The sequence below is a fragment of the Streptomyces sp. NBC_00989 genome (assembly GCF_045162655.1).
In the GTDB taxonomy this organism is placed as follows: domain Bacteria; phylum Actinomycetota; class Actinomycetes; order Streptomycetales; family Streptomycetaceae; genus Streptomyces.
In genome coordinates this window covers 821,296-842,351 of sequence record NZ_CP108728.1, presented here as the reverse complement: position 1 = coordinate 842,351, position 21,056 = coordinate 821,296, and the positions used below count along the sequence as shown (strand labels likewise).

Annotated in this window: 17 protein-coding genes and 1 riboswitch; of the genes, 7 read left to right on the top strand and 10 right to left on the bottom strand. The window is 69.1% G+C overall.

The features are described from left to right. Positions 1 to 45 precede the first annotated feature (45 nt). The 4 genes from OG714_RS03785 to OG714_RS03770 all read left to right on the top strand — a co-directional run bounded on the left by OG714_RS03785 (position 46) and on the right by OG714_RS03770 (position 4,047). Positions 46 to 735, top strand: coding sequence for a hypothetical protein (locus tag OG714_RS03785; RefSeq protein ID WP_406118492.1), 690 nt, complete (start codon positions 46 to 48; stop codon positions 733 to 735). A gap of 189 nt (positions 736 to 924) precedes the next feature. Next, positions 925 to 2,070, top strand: a complete 1,146-nt coding sequence (locus OG714_RS03780) for an ABC transporter substrate-binding protein (RefSeq protein WP_406118491.1) — start codon at positions 925 to 927, stop codon at positions 2,068 to 2,070. Between the two features lie 85 nt (positions 2,071 to 2,155). Continuing rightward, positions 2,156 to 3,403 (top strand): sensor histidine kinase, encoded by a 1,248-nt coding sequence (locus tag OG714_RS03775; RefSeq protein ID WP_406118489.1) that lies wholly within the window; start codon positions 2,156 to 2,158, stop codon positions 3,401 to 3,403. Beyond that, a complete protein-coding gene (locus tag OG714_RS03770; protein WP_406118488.1) occupies positions 3,400 to 4,047 on the top strand; it encodes a response regulator in 648 nt (215 codons plus the stop codon). Before OG714_RS03775 ends, OG714_RS03770 begins: the two co-directional genes overlap by 4 nt. A 7-nt stretch (positions 4,048 to 4,054) precedes the next feature. Here OG714_RS03770 and OG714_RS03765 read toward each other — a convergent pair whose 3' ends face one another. From OG714_RS03765 to OG714_RS03750, 4 genes are all read right to left on the bottom strand, one after another. Next, the gene (locus tag OG714_RS03765) at positions 4,055 to 6,106 is read right to left on the bottom strand and encodes a beta-galactosidase (RefSeq protein ID WP_406118487.1); all 2,052 of its coding nucleotides are present in this window, start codon (positions 6,104 to 6,106) and stop codon (positions 4,055 to 4,057) included. Positions 6,107 to 6,248: 142 nt separating this feature from the next. Further along, entirely contained in the window at positions 6,249 to 7,589 is a 1,341-nt protein-coding gene (locus OG714_RS03760; RefSeq protein ID WP_406118486.1) for an ABC transporter substrate-binding protein, read from the bottom strand. A 46-nt stretch (positions 7,590 to 7,635) separates the two neighbouring features. Beyond that, entirely contained in the window at positions 7,636 to 8,586 is a 951-nt protein-coding gene (locus OG714_RS03755) for a carbohydrate ABC transporter permease (RefSeq protein ID WP_406118484.1), read from the bottom strand. A 3-nt stretch (positions 8,587 to 8,589) separates the two neighbouring features. After that, complete coding sequence (locus tag OG714_RS03750; protein ID WP_317773859.1) at positions 8,590 to 9,516, bottom strand: sugar ABC transporter permease; 927 nt, start codon at positions 9,514 to 9,516, stop codon at positions 8,590 to 8,592. 203 nt (positions 9,517 to 9,719) lie between these two features. On the opposite strand from OG714_RS03750, the gene OG714_RS03745 reads away from it, so the two are divergent. After that, positions 9,720 to 10,796, top strand: coding sequence for a LacI family DNA-binding transcriptional regulator (locus OG714_RS03745; RefSeq protein ID WP_406118483.1), 1,077 nt, complete (start codon positions 9,720 to 9,722; stop codon positions 10,794 to 10,796). 63 nt (positions 10,797 to 10,859) lie between these two features. Here the strand turns inward: OG714_RS03745 and gndA are convergent, their stop codons facing one another. The 3 genes from gndA to OG714_RS03730 form a co-directional block, all read right to left on the bottom strand. Further along, the gene (gene gndA, locus OG714_RS03740; RefSeq protein ID WP_406118482.1) at positions 10,860 to 12,329 is read right to left on the bottom strand and encodes an NADP-dependent phosphogluconate dehydrogenase; all 1,470 of its coding nucleotides are present in this window, start codon (positions 12,327 to 12,329) and stop codon (positions 10,860 to 10,862) included. 144 nt (positions 12,330 to 12,473) lie between these two features. Then, a complete protein-coding gene (locus OG714_RS03735) occupies positions 12,474 to 12,914 on the bottom strand; it encodes a hypothetical protein (RefSeq protein WP_406118481.1) in 441 nt (146 codons plus the stop codon). A gap of 156 nt (positions 12,915 to 13,070) precedes the next feature. Then, entirely contained in the window at positions 13,071 to 13,604 is a 534-nt protein-coding gene (locus OG714_RS03730) for a GtrA family protein (RefSeq protein ID WP_406118480.1), read from the bottom strand. Positions 13,605 to 13,743: 139 nt separating this feature from the next. Between OG714_RS03730 and OG714_RS03725 the strand changes: the two genes are divergently transcribed. Next, positions 13,744 to 14,631: an endonuclease/exonuclease/phosphatase family protein gene (locus OG714_RS03725; protein WP_406118479.1), complete on the top strand. Its 888-nt coding sequence runs from the start codon at positions 13,744 to 13,746 to the stop codon at positions 14,629 to 14,631. A gap of 1 nt (position 14,632) precedes the next feature. Here the strand turns inward: OG714_RS03725 and OG714_RS03720 are convergent, their stop codons facing one another. Together OG714_RS03720 and OG714_RS03715 are read right to left on the bottom strand one after the other, a co-directional pair. Next, complete coding sequence (locus OG714_RS03720; RefSeq protein WP_406118478.1) at positions 14,633 to 15,091, bottom strand: hypothetical protein; 459 nt, start codon at positions 15,089 to 15,091, stop codon at positions 14,633 to 14,635. Positions 15,092 to 15,294: 203 nt separating this feature from the next. After that, positions 15,295 to 16,878 (bottom strand): NlpC/P60 family protein, encoded by a 1,584-nt coding sequence (locus OG714_RS03715; RefSeq protein WP_406118477.1) that lies wholly within the window; start codon positions 16,876 to 16,878, stop codon positions 15,295 to 15,297. Between the two features lie 8 nt (positions 16,879 to 16,886). After that, positions 16,887 to 17,060: riboswitch (cyclic di-AMP (ydaO/yuaA leader) on the bottom strand. A 335-nt stretch (positions 17,061 to 17,395) separates the two neighbouring features. On the opposite strand from OG714_RS03715, the gene OG714_RS03710 reads away from it, so the two are divergent. Next, entirely contained in the window at positions 17,396 to 19,471 is a 2,076-nt protein-coding gene (locus OG714_RS03710) for a DUF1996 domain-containing protein (RefSeq protein WP_406118476.1), read from the top strand. A gap of 101 nt (positions 19,472 to 19,572) precedes the next feature. Here the strand turns inward: OG714_RS03710 and OG714_RS03705 are convergent, their stop codons facing one another. Continuing rightward, positions 19,573 to 21,018, bottom strand: coding sequence for a glyceraldehyde-3-phosphate dehydrogenase (locus OG714_RS03705; protein ID WP_406118475.1), 1,446 nt, complete (start codon positions 21,016 to 21,018; stop codon positions 19,573 to 19,575). Positions 21,019 to 21,056: the final 38 nt, after the last annotated feature.

Below are 21,056 nucleotides of genomic sequence, written 5' to 3'. Positions count from 1 at the left end.
CCGGGTTTCGACGTGCTGTTGGCACGGTTGGCGAGACACCGGCACTTGGACCTCACTGACCTGTCGAGGTCGGCGGGGATCCCGGAACCCGAACTCCGGGCGGTGTTCGACGGCATGGTGCCGAGCCCGTCGCTGCTCCGGAGACTCGGTCCGGCATTGCACCTGCACGCCGCCGACCTGTGCGTGATCGCCGGGGTGGCGGTACCGGACGAGTTGGCTCCCCTGGATGTAAGGGCGGGAGGGATGGTCCCCGGTCTCGTGCGGGCCGCCATGAGTCTGCCGCCTGAGCGCAGGCACCGATTGCGTCAACTCGTCCAGTCGCTGCCCCAGGAGAACCGCACGCAGCCGGTTCCGACGTCGCGAGTGTACGAACAGTACGAGCGGGGTTTCGGGGGCGTGCTCGTACGTATGCTCAGCAACCGGAACCTGAGCTGGATGGGTATGGCCCGGACGTTCCTGTTCATGACCGGCCGCTACTGGTCCGCGTCCACGTACGGGATGGTGGGCCACGGCCGCAAGGAGCTGACCCCCGACCTGCTCGTCGACTTCGCGACCCTCCTGGGCATCCCCGCCGACACCCTGTCCGTCCTCACCGGTATCGACCTCCCCGACGGCACCCCATCCCAGAGACCGGTGGCGACAGACGTGGCCGAACTGCTCTGGGACGTCCGGCGCCTGACGGTTGATCAGGTGCGGCAGGTCGGCGATGCGGCACGGGTCGAGCCGCCCGTATGACCGAAGGCAGGCGCCGGGCATCCGTTCAACCGATCGGTTGAACGCCACTTCAACCTTTTGCGCATCCCTCGCTCCGTACGGACGACGCGAGCGGCCCCCGGGCGGCTGAAGAATCACGGATGACCATGGCACCGGGCTTCCGCCCGCGCGGCTCATGGGTTCAAGCCCCCCTCAGAGAGGCCCCGTAGAGTGTCCAGTTTTCTGAGTAGACGACGTGTACTTGCCGGTGGAGCCGGTGCCGCCCTCGGGATGAGTGTGCTTGGTGCCGCGGCCACGCCCGCCGCTGCCGCCTCGTCCGGGCGGTCCTCCCGGAGTGGCTCAGGAGCCGAGGAGACCCGGACGCTCGACGAGCTGTACCGGGCCGCTCTGGCGGACGGTGGCAAGTTGGTGATCTATGCCGGGGGTGACACGCCGACCCAGCAGGACGCCACCAAGGCGGCCTTCAGGAAGCGTTTTCCCGAGATGGATCTGACGCTGATCGTCGACTACAGCAAGTACCACGACGTGCGCGTGGACAACCAGTTCGCGACCGACACCCTGGTCCCCGATGTCGTACAGCTCCAGACGCTCCAGGACTTCACGCGCTGGAAGGAGCAGGGCCGCCTGCTGCCCTACAAGGCGGCCGGCTTCTCGAAGGTCTACGACAAGTTCAAGGACCCGCAGGGCGCCTGGGTCGCCATCGGCGCGATCGGTTTCAGCTTCCTTTACGACGTCGCCGCGGTCGGTGCGGATGCTCCCAAGTCCCCGCTCGATCTGATCGACCCCAGGTGGAAGGGGAAGATCGCCTCGTCCTACCCGCACGACGACGACGCGTCCCTCTACCTCTACTCGCTGTACGCGCAGCGGTACGGCTGGGAGTGGGTGGCCGCGCTCGCCGGACAGGACGTGCGGTTCGCCCGGGGCAGCAACTCCCCGGGAGACGCGGTCCGCGGCGGGCAGAAGGCGATCGGCGTCGCCACATCGGGCGCGCTGACCTCCACGTCTCCCGTGAAGTGGGTCGTTCCCGACGGCCACCCCTTCATGGCCTGGGGCCAGCGCGCCGCGATCCTGAAGCAGGCCAGGAATCAGACGGCCGCCAAGCTCTACCTCAACTGGCAGCTGTCCGACGCCCAGCAGCGGGCGTCCTTCAACGGCTGGTCGGTACGGACCGACACCACGCTCCCGGCGGGACTGAAGCCGATCTGGGAGTACCCCAACGCGAACATCGACGGCTTCCCGCGCTTCATGGCCGACCGCGCGGAGGTCGAACGCTGGAAGCAGACCTTCTCCCTCTACTTCGGTGAGGTCAAGGGCGATCCCTCGCCGGGCTGGCTGGGGCTGCATCCGGGGGCGTGACGGTGCCCACCGTTCACACTGGTCATACAGGTGGTCGATAGACTCGGGGGCCCTGTCCGGATCATGTGGCCCAAGGGGATCCGCCGTGCCCACTCGCACTCCGCCGACCGCTCACGGCAGTTGGCACACCCTGGAGCACGTCTCCCATCTCGCGCTGTTCCTCGTCGTCGGGGCGGGCTTCGTCCGGCTCGCCGTGATCGACATCCCGTTGTGCTGGTACATCGTGAGCCTCAGCGGAGCGCTGGCCCTGGTGTACGCGGGCGGACTGACGTGGTGGGACCGGCTCGGGCCGTTCGGCAGACGCGCCTGGATTCCCGTACTGATCCTGCTGTGGACCGTCCTGACCTTCCTCACCCAGGCACCGCTGACAACTGCCTACGTGTGGTGCGCCGTTCCGCTCGCCTGCGCCGCCCTGAGGGTGCTCGACCGGCGGGCCGCCGCGGTGACGGTGGCCGTGATCACCGTCGTACTCGTGGGGTCGCTCGTCCGGTCCGTGGGGCGGTTCGACCCCGAGGTCGTGCTGGTCCCCCTGGCGGCGGTGTGGGCGACCGTCGCCCTGTACCGGACGCAGCAGCGGGACGCGACCGTCCGCCAGCGGCTCGTGGAGGAACTGCGGGACACCCGGGACACGTTGGCCCAGCAACAGCGGCAGGCGGGCGTACTCGCGGAGCGCACCCGCATCGCCCGCGACCTGCACGACACCCTGGCCCAGGAACTGGCCGGCAGCGTGATGCTGCTCCAGGTGGCCGAGCGCGACTGGGACGAGCGGCCGGACGTGGCACGCACCCGGGTCCGCGCCGTCACCGACGGCCTCGGCGCGAATCTGGCGGAGACCCGGCGGATGATCCGCGATCTCACTCCCGCCGCCGTCGCCGAAGCGGGCCTGGAGGACGCGCTGCGGCTGCTGTGCGCCCGCTCGCGGACTGAGGGCGCCGGGACCCGGGTCCAGTTCCGGGCGGTGGGCGCGCATCACCCGGTCCTCGACGACCACACGGCCACCACCCTCTTCCGCGTCGCCCAGAGCACGCTGGCGAACGTACGCGAACACGCCCGCGCGACAAGCGTGTTGGTCAGCTACCGGCGGCACCGGGACCGGGTGGAACTCGAAGTGAGCGACGACGGGCGGGGCTTCGACCCCGACGTGGCCTTCGCGGCCGGTGCCCGCGCTGACCGCGGCTTCGGGCTGCCCGCGGCCAGGGCACGGTTGCGCGAATGCGGCGGAGACCTCGACGTCAGCAGCATGCCGGGGCGGGGAACCAGGGTCCGTGCCACGGTGTCCGCCCTGCCGCGGATCCAGCCCGTCGCACCTCTGACCGCGGCGACCACCGCATGACCGCCGCACCGCTCCGCCTCCTGGTCGCGGACGACCACGCCGTCGTACGGGCCGGACTGCGCGCCCTGCTCGACGGCGAACCGGACCTCGACGTGATCGCCGAGGCCGGCAGTGGTGAGGAAGCCGTGCGGCTGGCAGCCCAGTTGACGCCCGATGTCGCGCTGATGGATCTGCGGTTCGCCGGGCCGGGGAGCGGGATCGACGGCGTCGAAGCCGTGCGTCGGCTCGCCGCGCGGGCACCGGGTGTGGCCGTCGTCATGCTGACCAGCTATGCCGGACGGGCCGATGTCGTACGGGCGTTGGAGGCGGGCGCCCGTGGCTATGTGCTCAAGGCGGGAGCGCCGGAGGAACTCTTCCAGGCGGTCCGTACGGCCGCCGGGGGATCGGTCGGGCTGGCCTCGGAGGTCGTCGGCGAACTCGTCGGCCAAGTGGTCAGCCCCGCACAGGAGTTGACCCAGCGCGAGGTCGAGGTCGTCCGGCTGATGGCCGAGGGACGCAGCAACCGGGCCATCGCCGAGGTGTTGTTCCTCAGCGAGGCCACGGTCAAGACCCATCTCGTGCGGATCTACCGCAAGTTCAAGGTCGACAACCGGGCGGCGGCCGTGTCGGAGGCCGTCCGCCGGGGGCTGCTCGAACTCACCTGAGCCGTCGTCAGTGCGCGGGCTGGCGTACTACGGCGACATCCCTGGGGGAGAGTACGGGGAAGCCGTCCTCGCCCGCACTGCCGACCAGCAGTTCCCCGGACAGGCCGGTCAACGGCACTGTGTCGTCGGTCCGGTTGACCAGGAACAGGTAGCGGCTCTCGGCGTTGCGGCGCACGGTCAGCTCGACAACTCCCCTTGCGGTGTCCGGGAGTTCACTGCCGACGCCGGCGGGTGCGAGCAACTCGGGGAGCAGGCCGGTGAGGCCCTCGCGGCCCAGGCGCGTGGAGACGTACGCGGCCGAACCCCCGCCCACCGTACGGCGGGTGACGGCGGGGCGGCCGGCGTACGCACCGCTGCGGTAGTGGGCCAGCACCTCCACCTCGGAGTCGGTCACCGTGATCCGGTCGGTCCACAGGGAGCCCGTGGCGGTGCCGTCGAGGTCCACCTCGACCGTGTCGCCGTCGAGCAGCGGGCCGAACTCCTCGATGCGGATGCCCAACAGGTCGCGCAGGGCGCCCGGGTAGCCGCCGAGCCAGATGTGGTCGTTCTCGTCCACGACACCGGAGAAGTAGGTGGAGACGAGGTGGCCGCCCTGCTCGACGTAGCGCGTGAGCTCCTTGGACAAGGCCGCCGGGATCATGTGCAGCACCGGCGTGATCACCACGTCGTAGCGGTCCAGGGCGGTCTGCGCGGTGACGATGTCCGCCCGTACGCCGAGGTCGAGGAGGGCGGAGTACCAGTCGAGCGCCTCCTGGCGGTAGTCGAGCCGGTCGGTGGGGTGCGAGTCCTGCTCGCTCGCCCACCAGGACTCCCAGTCGAAGACGATGCCGACCCGGGCCGTCTCGCGGTCCGATCCGGCGATGGGGGCCAACGTCCGCAGCGTGCGGCCGAGTTCGGCCACCGCGCGGAAGACCTCGCTGTCGGCACCGGCGTGCGGAACCATCGCGGAGTGGTACTTCTCGGCGCCTGCGGCCGACTGGCGCCACTGGAAGTAGCAGACGGCGTCGGCACCGTGCGCCACGTGCAGCAGGGAGTCGCGGGCCAGGTCGCCGGGGCGCTTGGCCACGTTGACGGGCTGCCAGTTGACGGCGCTGGTGGAGTGCTCCATGAGGAACCACGGGCGGCCGACGGAGATGCCGCTGACGAGGTTCGCGGAGAAGGACAACTCGTCGCGGTCCTGCGAACCGGGCGTGACGTAGTGGTCGTTGGAGACGAAGTCGATCTCGGCGGCCCAGTCGGCGTAGTTCATGCCCTTGGTGTTGCCCATCACCATGAAGTTGGTGGTGACCGGCACGTTCGGGGTGATCTCGCGCAACAGGTCGCGCTCCACGCGCAGATGGTCCTTGAGCGCGTCGGAGGAGAAGCGCTTGAAGTCCAGCTGCTGGGTGGGGTTCGGGAAGGAGGCGGCAAGCCGGGGCGGCAGTATCTGCTCCCAGTCGCTGTACCGCTGGGACCAGAAGGCCGTGCCCCAGGCCTGGTTGAGCGTGTCGATCGTGGTGTAGCGGGCGCGCAGCCAGTCGCGGAAGGCGCGGGCCGCGTCGTCGGAGTAGTCGTAGACGTTGTGGCAGCCGAGCTCGTTGGAGACGTGCCAGGCGACCAGCGCCGGGTGGTCCGCGTAGCGTTCGGCCAACTTCCGTACCAGGCGCAGCGCGTGCTCGCGGAAGACGGGCGAGGTGGGGCGCCAGTGCTGACGGCCCCCGGGCCACAGGGTCTCGCCGGCCGCGGTGACCGGGAGGATCTCCGGGTGCTCCGTGCTCAGCCACGGCGGCGGGGACGCGGTGGCGGTGGCCAGGTCGACGCCGATGCCGCCCGCGTGCAACAGGTCCATGATCTCGTCGAGCCAGCCGAAGTCCCATGCGTCCCGGGCCGGTTGGATGCGGGCCCAGGAGAAGATCCCCAGGGAGACGATGTTGACGCCGGCCTCGCGCATCAGCCGGATGTCCTCGTCCCACACCTCCCGCGGCCACTGCTCCGGGTTGTAGTCGGCGCCGTAGGCGAGACGGGGGGTGGTGGCACCGTCCGGCCCGTGCCGCAACTGGGACAGGAGGGTGGAGATCATGATGGTCCTTCCGGTTACTGCACAGGCGGGCGGTACGAGATGCGTGGTGGATTCCGGGCGGGCCGCCGCTGAGCGATCGCTGCTCAGCGGCGGCTCCCGGGGTGGTGCCGGTTACTTCTTCGAGCCGGTTACTTCGAGCGGGTCACTTCGAGACCGTGAAGCCCTGCTCCTTGCCGTACTTGATCGAGGCGTCCTGCCAGCTCTTCAGACCCTGGGCCAGCGTGGTGCCCGAGATGTAGGCCTTGCCGACGGTGTCGTTGAAGATCGAGTTGGCGTACTGCTGGAAGGGCAGGTACGACCAGTCGGAAGCGACCTCGGACGCGGACTGGGCGAAGATCTTGTTCGCCTGCTGCCCGCCGAAGTACGGGAACGCCTTGTTCTGGAACGCCGCCGACTGCTGCTCCGCCTTGGTCGCCGGGAAGGCGCCCTCGTTCACGCGGGTCTGGATGCCGGCGCCGGCGTTGGCGTACTCGACGAACGCGTAGGCGAGTTCCTTGTTCTTGCCGAGCGTCGGCAGGGCGAGGGACGAACCGCCGTTCTCCGCGCTGGCCTTGTCGCCCGCGGTCCACTGCGGCATCGGGGCCGCGCGCCAGTCACCGGAGGCACCGGCGACACCGCTGACGAAGTTGGCGGGCATCCAGGCGCCGGTGGTCAGGGTGGCGATGGTGCCGTCACCGAGGCCCTTGTACCAGTCGTCGGTCCAGCCGTTGATCGGCGCGAGGAGCTTCTGGTCGATCAGCTTCTGCCAGGTCTCCGTGTACTTCTTGGCGCCCGCGTCCTCGAAGTTGACCGTCACCTTGGTGCCGTCGACCTTGTAGGGGCGCGAACCGGCCTGCCACAGCATGCTGGTGGTGAAGCCCGCGTCACCGGCGTCGTTGGCGATGTACGCCTTCGGGTCGGCCTTGTGCAGCTTCTGGGCCGCGACGACGTACTCGTCCCACGTGGTCGGGACGGCGATCTTGTACTTGTCGAAGACCTTCTTGTTGTAGAACATCGCCATCGGGCCCGAGTCCATCGGCAGGCCGTAGACCTTGTCGCCGTCGCTCACCGCGTTCCACGGACCGGCCGTGTACTTGGAGGCCAGCTTGTCGGCGCCGTACGGCGCCAGGTTGGTCAGGCCCTTGGTGAGCGAGTACTGGCTCAGCGCGAAGTACTCGACCTGGGAGACGTCCGGGACGCCCTTCCCGGCCGCGATCGCGTTCGACAGCGCGGTGTAGTACTTGTCACCGGACTTGTCGCTGACCAGGTTGATCTTGACCTTGGGGTACTTCTTCTCGAAGTCGGCGGCGACCGTCTTCAGCGTGGGCTCCCAGGCCCAGACGTTGACCGTGCCGCCCTTCTTCAGGGCCGCCTGGATGTCCGACGCGGAGACTGCCTTGGTGCTGGAGCTGCTGTCGTCCGAACTGCCGCACGCGGTCGCCCCCAGGGAGAGGACGGAGAGGACGGCGAGGCCGCGCAGCAGGCGGCTGGTGGTTCTGCGCATGGAGGTGCTTCCACTTCTTCGTGGGTGGGACTTCTTGAGGGTTGGGTTATTCCTTGACGCTTCCGGCGGCGAGACCCGACTGCCAGTACTTCTGGAGCAGCAGGAACGCGGCGATCAGCGGCACGATGGTGAGCAGCGAACCCGTGATCACCAAGTTGAAGATGACGTCGCCGCCGATCGTCTGGGCCTGGGAGCTCCAGGCGCTCAGGCCCAGGGTCAGCGGATACCAGTTCGGATCCCTGAGCATGATCAACGGCAGGAAGTAGTTGTTCCACGTCGCGACCGTGGTGAACAGCAGCACCGTCACGACACCGGGCGCGAGCAGCGGCAGCGAGACCTGGAAGAAGGTGCGGATCTCGCCCGCTCCGTCGATCCGCGCGGCTTCGAGGAGTTCGACCGGGATGGCCTCGGTGGCGAAGACCCACATCAGATACAGGCCGAACGGCGAGACCAGCGAGGGGATGATCACCGCCCACGGAGTGTCAGTGAGCCCCACCTTGCTGAACATCAGGAAGGTCGGCACCGCGAGGGCCGTACCGGGAACCGCTACGGCACCGATGACCACGGCGAAGACGGCGCGCTTCCCGGGGAAGCTGAACTTCGCCAGCGCGTAGCCGCCGAGGATCGACAGGAAGGTGGCACCGCCGGCGCCGAGCACGACGTACAGCAGGGTGTTCAGCAGCCAGCGGCCGAAGATGCCGTCGTGGTAGGTGAACGTGTCGTGGATGTTCGACCAGAGGGCGAAGTGGTGGGCGAACCACAGGCCGTTGGAGTCGGAGAGTCCCTGCTGCGTCTTGGTCGCGTTGATGACCAGCCACAGCAGCGGCACCACGGTGTAGACCAGGACCAGACCGGTGAGCACGGTCAGCAGGATGCTGCGCTTGGGGCGCCCGGGGGAGTGCTTCTTGCGGGGTGTGCGCAAGCGGGGCGCGCCCTTGTGGCCGCCGCCGGACGGCGTGGACGCGGAGGGAGAGGCGGTGGTGACGGGGGTGCTCATGGCTCAGGCTCCCTTGCGCATGCCGCGGAGCTGCACGACGTAGGCGATGATCATGGTGATCAGCCCCATGATGATGGCGACCGCCGCGGAGTAGTTGTGCTGCTGTCCGTTGAAGGACAGTGAGTACGTGTAGAAGTTCGGTGTGTAGTCCGTCGTGATCGCGTTGCGCGCCAGCGGCCGCAGGATGCTCGGCTCGTTGAAGAGCTGGAAGCTGCCGATGATCGAGAAGATCGTCGCGATGACCAGGGCGCCGCGGATCGCGGGTAGCTTGATGGCCGTGATGACGCGGAACTGGCCGGCGCCGTCGATCTCCGCCGCCTCGTACAGCGAGGTCGGGATGACCCGCAGCGCGGAGTAGAAGATCAGCATGTTGTAGCCGACGAACTCCCAGGTCACGATGTTGCCGATCGAGGCCAGCACCAGATGGGCCGAGAGCGGGTCGGGCAGCGTGACGTCGAACGCGCTGTTGATGTCACCGACCAGACCGAACTGGGTGCCGTACATGAAGCCCCACATCAGGGTGGCGACCACGGCGGGCACGGCGTACGGCAGGAAGATCGAGATCCGGAAGAAGTCCCGGCCGAAGAGCCGGCCGCTGTCCAGGGCGAGCGCCACGAACAGGGCGATGCCGAGCATGATCGGCACCTGGATCACCAGGAACAGCGAGACCCGCTCCAGGGAGGACCAGAACTGGTCGTCCTGGAAGGCCTGCTTGTAGTTGTCCAGGCCGACGAAGTGGTTGCCGCCGATGAGCTGGTCGCGGAAGAGGCTGAGATAGATCGAGTACGCGATCGGAGCCAGGAAGACGAAGGCGAAGACCACCGCGAAGGGTCCGATGAAACCCCACCCTGTCCAGGAACGGCGGTCTCGTTTCGCCGATGGCCTGGTAGGAGGCCGAGTCGCGGCCGCAGGGGGTTGAAGCGTCGTCATGTAGTTCCTCGCTCGTCCATCTCGGAACCGGCGTCACACGCCGTCGCGATGTTGCGTAAACGGCACGGTCCAGAACGGCCCCGGGCTGTTATGTTTACGTAAACATCTGATGGCGGCATGTCTACACTGCCCCAATGTCGGTGGTCAAGGGTCGTTTGGGGAAACACGGCCGAGGCGATCGGATCGATATGTGAGGGATACAGGTGGACACAGTGGACGGTGCCCCGGGCGGTACGGAGAAGCCACGCAGACGCACCGGGAAACGGTCGTCGAGACGCGCCCCGAGCGCGTCCATGGCGGATGTCGCGCGTGTCGCCGGCGTGTCGTCACAGACGGTCTCCCGCGTGTCCAATGGCTTCGAGGGCGTCAACGAGGAGACCCGGCAACAGGTTCTCGCCGCCATGAAGGAGCTGGGCTACCGGCCCAACAGTGCCGCCCGCGCGCTCAAACGCGGGGAGTTCCGCACCATCGGCGTGATCACCTTCAACCTCTCCACCACCGGCAACATGCGCACCCTGGAGGCGATCGCCACCTCCGCCGCGCACGAGGGCTACGCCGTCACGCTCCTGCCGGTCGCCGTGCCCACCCAGGACGAGGTGCGCGGCGCCTTCTCCCGCCTCGGCGAACTCGCCGTCGACGCCGTCATCGCCATCATGGAGGTCCACCTCCTGGACGCGGCGACCATCTCCCTGCCACCCCACGTCCAGGTCGTCGTCGCCGACTCCGACGCGGGCGACCGCTACAGCGTGGTCGACACCGACCAGAACGGCGGCGCGCGGGCCGCCGTACGCCACCTCCTCGACCTCGGCCACCGCACGGTCTGGCATCTGGCGGGCCCCGAGGAGTCCTTCGCGGCCCAGCGCCGAGCCGACGCCTGGAGCGCCGAACTCACCGACGCGGGACGGCTCGTGCCCCCCGTCGTACGCGGCGACTGGTCCGCGGAGTCCGGCTACCGCGTGGGACTGGAACTTGCCCAACAGGCCGACTGCACGGCGGTGTTCGCGGCCAACGACCAGATGGCGCTGGGCCTGCTGCGGGCCCTCCACGAGCGCGGCCGGCGCATCCCCGAGGACGTCAGCGTCATCGGCTTCGACGACATCCCCGAGGCCGGCTCCTTCCTGCCACCCCTCACCACCGTCCACCAGGACTTCGCCGAGGTCGGCCGCCTGTGCGTCGAAGGTGTCCTACGGCGGATGCGGGAGCGCGGTGACGAGCACGGCACCACGCTGGTGCCCACGAAACTCGTCATACGCGACAGCACGGCACCGCCCGTCGGGTAGCGGCACACAGAACTCCGGCCCCCCTGCCTGAGCAGGAGGGCCGGAACGTCATGCGCGCACGGCTCAGGCCGTCGTCTCCGGGCGGCCGGGCCGGGACCAGTGCGTGTGGAAGGCACCGGTACGGTCCGTACGGCCGTAGGTGTGGGCGCCGAAGAAGTCGCGCTGGCCCTGGAGCAGGGCCGCCGGCAGCCGGTCGGCGCGCAGCGTGTCGTAGTGCGACAGCGCGGCGGAGAACGCGGGGACGGGGATGCCGCGGCGGGCCGCGGAGGCGACCACCTCGCGCCAGGGGACCTGCGCGTCGCCGATCTCCTGCGCGAAACGCTCCTCGCCCAGCAGGCTGACCAGCCCCGGGTCGGCCGTGTACGCGGCACGGATGCGGTCGAGGAAGGAGGCGCGGATGATGCAGCCGCCGCGCCAGATCCCGGCGACCGCGGCGAGGTCGATCGACCAGTCGAACTCGGTCGCCGCGTCCTGGATCATCTTCCAGCCCTGGTCGTAGGCGATGACCTTCGAGGCGTACAGCGCCTGCTCGACCTGGGCGGTGAACCGGTCGGCCTCGGTGCGGCTCAGCGGGGGAGTGGTGCCGCCGGGCAGTCCGCGGTAGGCCGCGCGCAGGTCGCCCTGGCTGGAGGAGGCACGGGCGAACGTGGCCTGGGCGATCGCGGTGACCGGCGAACCCAGCTCCAGCGCGGTCTGCACGGTCCAGCGGCCGGTGCCCTTCTGCCCGGCCGCGTCGATGACGATGTCGACGAAGGCCTTCCCGGTCTCCGCGTCGGTGTGGGCGAGGACCTCGGCGGTGATCTCGATCAGGTAGGAGCCGAGCCGGCCCTCGTTCCAGCGGCGGAAGACGTCCGCGATCTCGGCGGGGGTGTAGCCGCCGACCTGTCGCAGCAGGTCGTACGCCTCGGCGATGAGCTGCATGTCGGCGTACTCGATGCCGTTGTGCACCATCTTGACGAAGTGCCCGGCGCCGTCGGTCCCGATGTGCGTGGAACAGGCCTCACCGTCGACCTTCGCGCTGACGGACTCGAACATCGGACCCAGCACGGCGTACGACTCCGCCGAACCGCCGGGCATGATCGACGGCCCGTTCAGCGCGCCCTCCTCGCCGCCGGAGACCCCGGCGCCGACGAAGTGCAGGCCCTTGTCGCGCAGGGCGGCCTCACGGCGGCGGGTGTCGGCGAAGTGCGCGTTGCCGCCGTCGATGATCATGTCGCCGGGCTCCATCAGCGCGGCGAACTCGTCGATCACGGCGTCGGTGGCCGGACCGGCCTGCACCATGATCATCAGGCGGCGGGGCTTTTCGAGCGCGGCCACGAACTCCTGGGCCGTCTCGGCCGGGACGAAGGCGCCCTCGTCGCCGTACTCCTTCATCAACTCATGGGTGCGGTGCGGCGATCGGTTGTGGACGGCGACCGTGTAGCCGTTGCGGGCGAAGTTGCGTGCGAGGTTGCGGCCCATCACGCCGAGGCCGGTGACGCCGATCTGGGCGGTTCCGTCGGCGGCGGGGTTGTGCGGTGCGGATGCGTTCATGGGGTGCCTGTTCTCCGAGTCGGTGACGTGGCGGGTCGGCGCTGGGCGCCCATGACCGCAGGTACGTCTGTGATCGCGAAATGACTCGAAGAACGGGACCCCGATTCGTAATTCGTTCCGGGGTCGCGTCGTCGGACCGGGCTCTCAGCAGCCCGAACCGGTCGGAGTGAACTCCACGCGCGCGTGCTCGTCCGCGATGCGTGCCTCGTCGTAGGCGGCGCGCGTGACCTGGTACCAGACGTCGTCCTTTGCGGTGTTGCCGCCGACGTCGTCCAGACTCACGCACCACCGTTCCGCGCGGACGATCCGGGTGTACGTCTCGGTGCCGCTGCGTACCTTCGAGCACTTCCGGTACTGCTCGGTGGTGGACCAGGTGCGGGTCTTCTTCTTGGAGCCCGTGCCCGAACTGGACGTGTGCCGGACCTTCTTGGTGGCGGACGAGCACTTGGTGACGGTGTGCGGCCGGGTCCCCTTCGTCGTCTGCCTGGCGAGGTGACGGACCGAGTCGCGGAGCCCGGTCACGGTGTCGGGGGTCGGCCGGGCCTCCTGCGCGGTGCTCGAACCGCTCTGACCGACACCGGACACGGCACGCGAACTGTCGTCGCTCCCGCTTCCGCCGCCGCATGCGCTGAGCGCTCCGATCAGAAGTGCTGTCAGTGCGCCCGCAATCAATCGCTTGGTGAACATGCCCCCGCCGCCTGTGAATTGGAAACGGTCAGCGTAACTGATCACCGGGAGAACTCAGTTGGAGGCGAGAACGAACTGTCGCTGATGCAAGGTGCCTACGGTAGCCGGAGCCTTCAACATGCCCTGAGGGCGCTGGAGTTGCCACGAGCCGGTCGGGGCCGCCCGGCCACGACCGGTGGCGAAGACGTACAGGCGCAGCAGAAGGAACCGGGCGAGTCCGGCGAGCCCCGAAGCACCGAGGTAGATGATCTGCTCGGTCAGCGCCCCGGGCGACGACTGCACCAGGTGCAGGACGAACATCGCGGCGCAGGTCACCACGTAGGCAGCCGCGGCCGAGCCCGCCGACTGCCAGTGCTGGCGCCATCCAGCGTGCCGGCCCGAGCCGAAGGTGAAACGGGCGTGGAGTTCCGTGCACAGGAGGGTGGAGACGACGGTGATCAGCGCGTTCGCCAGCGCCCAGGGCAGCTGCTCGGCCAGCAGCGCGACGGCGCCGCTGGAGAGGAGCCCGACACCGCCGCCCAGCGCCACGAACCGGGCGAAGGAGGCGAGCGGACCGGGAGCGGCCGGGGTCCGGGGCGCGTCGTCCATGGCGGTCTCCATCCGCTCCGTACGCTGCGCCTCTGTGATGCGACCGCGTAAGTTTGCTTGACTTACTCAACTATAGCGGATTGATTGAGTTACGCAAGTATATTTTCGCGGCGGGGGAACCGGGGGAGCTCACCCACAGGTGACCTACGTACAATGCGGCCTGATCATGGGTGAGTTACTGGTGAGATGCGCGACGTTCAACGTGCTGCACGGCCGGCGGATCCAGCCGGACGGCCGCCCGACCCGCGGTGCCCCCGGCGATCCCGCGGCTCCCCTCGCCGAAGCCGTCGCGGGCCTGGACGCCGACGTGCTGGCACTCCAGGAGATCGACTGCCTCCAGGAACGGTCGGGCGGTGTCGATCAGGCAGCCGTCGCCGCCGACGCGATGGGCGCCCGTGACTGGCGCTACGCGACGGCGCTGCACTGCCGTTCTGTGCCGGGCCGGGGCTGGGTCCAGGACCCGACCGAACCCGGGATGCGCGTCTACGGCCCCACCGTCCAGCAGCCCGAAGTCCCTTCGCACGGACTGGCGTTGCTGTCCCGGCTTCCGGTCCACGAGTGGCGGGCCCTACGGCTGCCGGCGGCGCCCTTCGGCATGCCGCTGCGGGTGGCCGGGCGGGCGGTTCCGGTGCTGGCCCGGGATCAGCCCCGGGCCGTCCTGGCCGCCGTACTGGAAGGACCGCGCGGCCCGTTCACCGTCGTGGCCGTCCATCTCTCGTTCGTGCCGGGGTGGAACATCGGGCAACTGCGCACCGTGCGCCGCTGGATCGCCGAGCTGCCCCAACCCCAGGTGCTGATGGGCGACTTCAACCTCTTCGGAGCCCTTCCCCGCCTCACCCTGAACGCGACCGCGCCGCGTGGCTGGCGGAGTTCGGCCCGGCCGGCGACCTTTCCGTCACACCGGCCGCTCGTCCAGCTCGACCACATCATGACGACGGGGCTAGGGGAGGGCGCCGTAGGGGAGGTGTGCGTGCCGAGGACGGAGATCTCGGATCACCGGCCGCTGGTGGCGGAGTTGTCGCTCTGAGTCAGTTCCACAGCGGGTAGGTCACGGTGTGCTGGAACTTGTCCGGCCTCGCGCCGGGGTACGTCAGAGTGATCTCGCCGTACTGCCGCACCTGCGGATGCCGCTTCCAGGTCTGCGCGGAGTCGAGGCGGACGGTCACCGGGAACGAGTGGAACTTGCCCACCGCGCAATAGGGCTTGCAGTCATTCACCACGTTGATGCCCGTGGCCGTCGCGGAGTTGGCGTTCCAGGACGTCCAACGCAGCGACGTGAGGCGGCTGTTGCCGTCGCCGCAGGCGAGCATGAAGTCGGTGGGGCGCACCTCGGGGTGCCACAGGCAGTCGACGAGCACGGGGTCCTGGAGCTGTCGGTGGGCGGTCACCGGGACCGTGGCCGGGGCCGCCGACGAGGTGCCGACGGTCGGCCCGATCAGGGCCGCGGCACAGAGCGTGACGATTCCGACCATGGTGTGTTTGTACATGTCCGCTCCCGGCCGTCTGTTCGTCCTCGTCGCCCCGCACCCGCACCGGCGGTGGGCCCGCCTGCCGGGGCACGGTCGTCGTGTCTCTGACGACGCTACGACCGTGTCCCAGGATGCACCACTCGTACGGATCAATGAGGCGCTTGGCCGGGAGTGTCGCGGGGTGTGCGGTCAGGGCCGGGAAATGCCCGGCCCCGATCGGATCAGGCGGGCCGTACGGCGCCCCGGATCGCGGCGGCACCGGCGTAGAAGATCGACTCCTCGCGTATCGGCGTACCCGGGCTCGGCGCGTGGATCATCAGGCCGTTGCCGGTGTAGAGGCCGACGTGGTCGATGCTGTCGTAGAAGAAGATCAGGTCGCCGGGGCGGATGTCCGTGAGCGGGACGAGGGCGCCGGCGCCGGACTGTTCCTGGGTGGTGCGCGGGAGGAGGACTCCCGCCGCCTTCCAGGCGGCCTGGGTGAGGCTGGAGCAGTCGTACGCGTCCGGTCCCGCCGCGCCCCACAGGCACGGCCTGCCGATCTGTGCGCGGGCGAAGGCGAGCGCCGTGCTGGTCTTGCTCTGCGCGGTGGGGTCCTGAAGTGCGGCGGGTGCGGCCGCGGTGGGTGCCGGGCTCATGGTCGGGGCCGGCGGGAGGATGATTTCCGGGGCCATCGTCGGAGCCGTGGGCAGCGTGAGTTCGGGGGCGACGGCCGGGGCCGCGGCGAAGGAGACCTCGGCGGCGGGGGCGGTCGGCTGCCACTCCTGCTGCGGCGGGCGCCAGTCCGGTTCCGGTGTGGTGTACCAGGTGGGCTGGCCGGCGGGCTGCTGGGGCACCATCGGTATCTGCCCGGTGGACCAGGCCTGCTGTTCGGTGACCACGGGCATCTGTCCGGTTGACCAAGACGGCTGCTGTTCGGTCATCACGGGCATCTGGCCGGTGGACCAGGCGGGCTGCTGTTCGGCAACTACAGGTATCTGACCGGTGGCCCAGGCCGGCTGCTGCTCGGTGACCATGGGCATCTGCCCGGTGGACCAGGCCGCTTCCGGGGCGGACCAGGCCGTCTCCGGCGTCGGCCAGGGGGCACTCGCCTGAGCGGGTTCGGTGCGCGGTCCGGCGATGTACGGGAGCAGCTCCAGGTCCGCGGTCAGCGGGTCGAAGACCGGCGCCGGGGCGGCCGCGACGGCGAACTGCTGCGGCTGTACGGCGGGCGTGGGCGGCACTTCGATGGCGGGCACGGGCGGCAGGTCGATGACGGTCGGCTGGGGCATCTGAGCCAGCTGCTGCATCTGAGGCAACTGGGGTGCGGCGGGCGGCAGTGCGGCGATGGGTCCGGCCGTCAACTCCGCGACAGGCGCGGTGAGTTGCGGGGCGGCGAACTCTGGTGCGCCGGTCCCAGCGGTCAGTTCGGCCACGGCTCGGCTGGGCTGCGCCTCGAGTGCGCGGCCGCCGCCCTCGGGCTCGGGGCGTCGCTCGGACCGCTCGGGCCGGGGTGCCGCCGAGCGGGCGGGAGTCCTGCCGGGCGGCAGCTTCGCCGGCACGGTCGGGCCCAGTTGGGCGCGAGCGCGGTCGAACAACTGCCGGGTGACTGCGTCTTGGGCGGGGTCGGAAGGACGCGACGCGCTGGGACGGGGCTCGACGCGCTTGCGCGGGCCGCCGGACATCTTGCGTGTGGCGTTGTAGTTTCCGGTGGCCGTCTCGGCCCTGTCGTAAAGGGAGTTGATCCGCCGCTGAACTTCGTCACGGCTGGGTCGGTCGTCCACGGTGGGGCCACTGCCTCCGGTGCGCGTACTTCGTTCTGCCGGCATGGCAGACGTGCTCCTTCCGTAACGCGCCTACCGAGTTAGCTGTCGGGTTCGGGCGGCCGATCACGGAAGGATTGCCCTACGACCCTTGCCCAAACGGGCAGTTGGGCCGATTCACCCCAAGTCGGTTGGGTCCTCGGCTCCGGCTGTCGCGAGCGACACACCGGACTCGGCGCAAACCGTGCGGCCCGGCGCTGATCGCCGGAGTAGGTCGTACGGTCTGAGCGTCAACTTAGCCAACGTGTGTGCCTCGTGTGAAGGTTGAAGCGCGATATGTCCGATACGTTTTTGTGACCTTTACCTCTCCTGAACGTGACCCGGGCTCATGAGGCCCATCGGGCCGGGTGATCCATATGAGGTCGCTATGAATTTTTGGGACGGTTGAACACACCGGGGTCCGGCTCCGTATTGGGACGGGGGATTTCCATGCCGGGACGATCCGGGCCGACCGATACGCGTAGGAGCAACTTCCTTGGCACGCAACACGCGCAGACGCCCCACAGGCGCACGACGCGCGACGATGGCAGCAGTCGCCCTGATGCTGGGCGGCGGAGGACTGGTGGCGGCGAACGTCTACGCGTCGGCGTCCGAAGGTGGTTGGGGCGGTGATTCTGCCCAGCAAGGCTCTCCGGATGCGGCATCGGACGGCGCCACGATCGACTGCCCGGACATCGGCACCCAGTTGACGACGGTCCCCGACGAGGCGAAGACCGACGTCGACACCCAACTCGCGCTTCTGGACCAGCAGATAACCGAGGCCTACCAGAAACTGAAGGACTCGACGGAGTCCATACGCCAGGACGCCTCCTTCGCCGACAACGCGATCATGAATCCGTTGAAGGAGAAGCGCGCCGCGACCATCGGACGGATCGACGACGCCATCGCGCGTGTCGGGGACCGCCCGGAGGGCCTCGACGCACTCGCCGGCTGCACCCTGATCGCCCCCACGAACGGTGACCAGAACGGCGATCAGAGCGGCGGCCAGGACGGCGGCGGCGACGACCAGGGCGGCCAGGACCAGCAGCAGGGCGACGGGCAGGACCAGCAGGGCAACCAGCAGTCCACCAACGGGCCCGTCGCCTCGGACTACGCGGACATCACCTCCGTACAGCCCAACGTGAACACTCCGCAGGACCAGGCCGACGCCTCCCGCGGCACGTTCGTCACCGCGTGTGGCGTGAACGAGAACGGCCTGTTCAACTCCGACAACGTGATCGTCGCGCCCGGAGTCACCAACGGCGCCCACCACTTCCACGACTACATCGGCAACCAGTCGAACAACGCCTTCGCCAGCGACGACGATCTCGCGAAGGCCGACACGAGCTGCGAGAACCCGGGCGACAAGTCCACTTACTACTGGCCCGTGTTGCGCCTCCAGAACGGCAAGCAGGAGCAGGACGCCGACAAGCCCGGCGGCGGCACCGAGGGCAACTCCGGTCAGATCGTCACCGCGAAGGCGGCCACGCTGACGTTCGTCGGAAACCCGAAGAGCAAGGTCGTCGCGATGCCGCGCCTCCTGCGCATCATCACCGGCGACGCCAAGGCCTTCGTGAACGGCCCGGCCAACGCCAACGCCTCCTGGAGCTGCACCGGGTTCGAGGACCGGCAGCTCAAGGACAAGTACCCGCTGTGCCCCTCGGGCAGCGACGTGGTGCGCACCTTCAAGTTCCAGAGCTGCTGGGACGGCCGCAACATCGACAGCGCCAACCACCGCACCCACGTGGCCTTCGAGGCCGCCGACGGCACCTGCCCCGCGGGCTTCGAGGCCATTCCGCAGCTGGTGCAGCGGATCGTCTACGACGTCGACGCGCCGAGCCTCCAGGACGGCGGCAAGACGACCCCGCTGTTCGCGGTGGACTCCTTCCCCGAGCAGCAGCACAAGCCCGTCACCGACCACGGCGACTTCATCAACGTCTTCGACGAGGGCCTGATGAAGGACATGGTCAACTGCATCAACGACGACAAGAGGTGCGGCGCCGGGACGGACAACGACCCCGGGGGCTCGGGCGACGGCTCCGGTTCCGGTGACGGCTCCGGTTCGGGTTCGGGTGGCGGCTCCGGGAACGGTGGGGGTTCCGGTGAGCCGCAGGAGTCCCCGTCGGCCACCGACACCGCTACGGCGGCGCCCACGGCCACCGCGTCCGACGAGCCCGCCGGGAACGGTGGCAACGAGGGGAACGGCGGCAACGGCGGTAACGGCGGCAATGGTGACCAGCCCACCGCTGATCCCGCGACGAGCGCCCCGGACACCGGGACCAATGCCTCCGAGCCCACCGACACCCAGACCACCGACCCCGGTGACCTGACGACCGCCGTCTCGGTCCCCAAGGCCGACACGAAGACCGAGGGGTCCAAGCCGACCGAGACGCAGGGGAGTTCGGACAACGGCTCCGGCGGCCAGGTCGGCAGCCCCGTGGCGACACCGCCCGACTCGTCCTCGGGCGGGGAGAGCTACGCCGCCGTAGGCCCGAACCAACCGCAGGCAGAGGGCGGGCTGGCGGAGACCGGCGCGAATCTGTGGCCCGCGGTGGCCGGCGCGTTGCTCCTCGTCGCCGGATTCGTGGTGCTCTACCGAGGTAAGCGCAGTACACGCTGACGCAACGCACGTCCGCGCGAGTCTGTGACAACGACGGCCCGGCCGCCCCGACTTGGGGGTGGCCGGGCCGTCACACGTTCGGCGCGCCGGGGCAGAAGGCCTCAGACGGCGGGTGCGGGATACGTCGGGTACTCGACCCCGGAGACGTGCTGGACGACGCGGACGACCTGGCAGGAGTAGCCGAACTCGTTGTCGTACCAGAGGTAGAGGATCGCGTTGTCGCCGTCGACCTTGGTGGCGCCCGCGTCGATGATCGAGGCGTGGCGCGAGCCCATGAAGTCGCTCGACACCGCGTCCGGGGCGGTGGTGAAGTCGATCTGCCGTTTGAGCGGCGAGGTCAGTGAGACATCGCGGAGATAGTCGAGGACCTCGGCGCGGGTGGTCTCGCGGCCGAGCCGCAGGCTGAGGATCGCGATCGAGACGTCCGGCACCGGGACCCGGATCGAGCTGCCGGTGATCGGGGCCTTGAGGTCGGGCAGCGCCTTGGCGACTGCGGAGGCGGCACCGGTCTCGGTGATCACCATGTTCAGCGGCGCCGAACGGCCGCGCCGGTCGGCCTTGTGGTAATTGTCCAGCAGGTTCTGGTCGTTGGTGAACGAGTGGACGGTCTCCACATGGCCGCGCAGCACACCGTACTCGTCGGCCATCGCCTTCAGCGGTGGCACGATCGCGTTGGTGGTACAGGACGCGCAGGACAGGATCTGCTCGTCCGGCTTGATCGTGTCGTGGTTGACGCCGTGCACGATGTTGGGGACGTCGCCCTTGCCGGGCGCGGTCAGTACGACCTTGTCGATGCCGGGCCGCAGATGCTGCGAAAGCCCTTCCCGGTCACGCCACTTGCCCGTGTTGTCGATCAGGATGGCGTCCTTGATCCCGTACGCCGTGTAGTCGACCTCCGACGGGTCGCCCGCGTAGATCACCTTGATCTCGTTGCCGTTGGCGACGATCGTGTTGCTCGCCTCGTCGACGGTGATCGTGCCCTGGAACTGGCCGTGGATCGAGTCGCGGCGCAGCAGCGAGGCGCGCTTCACGATGTCCTGTTCGCCACCCTGTCGTACGACGATGGCGCGCAGCCGCAGACCGTTGCCCGAGCCGGCCTTCTCGATGAGCAGGCGGGCGACCAGGCGGCCGATGCGGCCGAAACCGTAGAGGACGACGTCGCGGCCCTCGCGGCACTCGATCTTGTTGGCGCCGGTGGCACCGGCGACGGCCTCGGCGGTGAACTCCTCGACGGACAGGCCGCGTTCGTCGCTCCGGTGGGTCGCGGCGAGCATGCCGATGTCAATCTGCGAGGGGCCCAGGTCGAGCGTGGTGAGGGTCCGCAGGTAGGGGAGGGTCTCGACGACCGAGAGTTCCTCGCCGGCGATCTGGCGGGCGAACCGGTGGGTCTTGAGGATGCTGACCACCGACTTGTTGACCAGGGAGCGGCTGTGCAGCAGGACCGTGACGTCCCGCTCGCGGTGCAGCTTCCCGATCATCGGGATCATCGACTCCGCGATCTCCTCGCGGGTCTTCCAGTTGGTGAACGAGTCCTCGTTGACAGGCACAGGTTTCTCTTTCGAGCTAGGCGGCGCTCATATGCTAA

Coding starts and splice junctions, on each gene's coding strand:
- OG714_RS03770 (WP_406118488.1), top strand. CDS start 3,400: ATGACCGCCGCACCGCTCCGCCTCCTGGTCGCGGACGACCACGCCGTC.
- OG714_RS03765 (WP_406118487.1), bottom strand. CDS start 6,106: ATGATCTCCACCCTCCTGTCCCAGTTGCGGCACGGGCCGGACGGTGCC.
- OG714_RS03760 (WP_406118486.1), bottom strand. CDS start 7,589: ATGCGCAGAACCACCAGCCGCCTGCTGCGCGGCCTCGCCGTCCTCTCC.
- OG714_RS03755 (WP_406118484.1), bottom strand. CDS start 8,586: ATGAGCACCCCCGTCACCACCGCCTCTCCCTCCGCGTCCACGCCGTCC.
- OG714_RS03750 (WP_317773859.1), bottom strand. CDS start 9,516: ATGACGACGCTTCAACCCCCTGCGGCCGCGACTCGGCCTCCTACCAGG.
- gndA (WP_406118482.1), bottom strand. CDS start 12,329: ATGAACGCATCCGCACCGCACAACCCCGCCGCCGACGGAACCGCCCAG.
- OG714_RS03730 (WP_406118480.1), bottom strand. CDS start 13,604: ATGGACGACGCGCCCCGGACCCCGGCCGCTCCCGGTCCGCTCGCCTCC.
- OG714_RS03720 (WP_406118478.1), bottom strand. CDS start 15,091: ATGTACAAACACACCATGGTCGGAATCGTCACGCTCTGTGCCGCGGCC.
- OG714_RS03715 (WP_406118477.1), bottom strand. CDS start 16,878: ATGCCGGCAGAACGAAGTACGCGCACCGGAGGCAGTGGCCCCACCGTG.
- OG714_RS03710 (WP_406118476.1), top strand. CDS start 17,396: ATGGCAGCAGTCGCCCTGATGCTGGGCGGCGGAGGACTGGTGGCGGCG.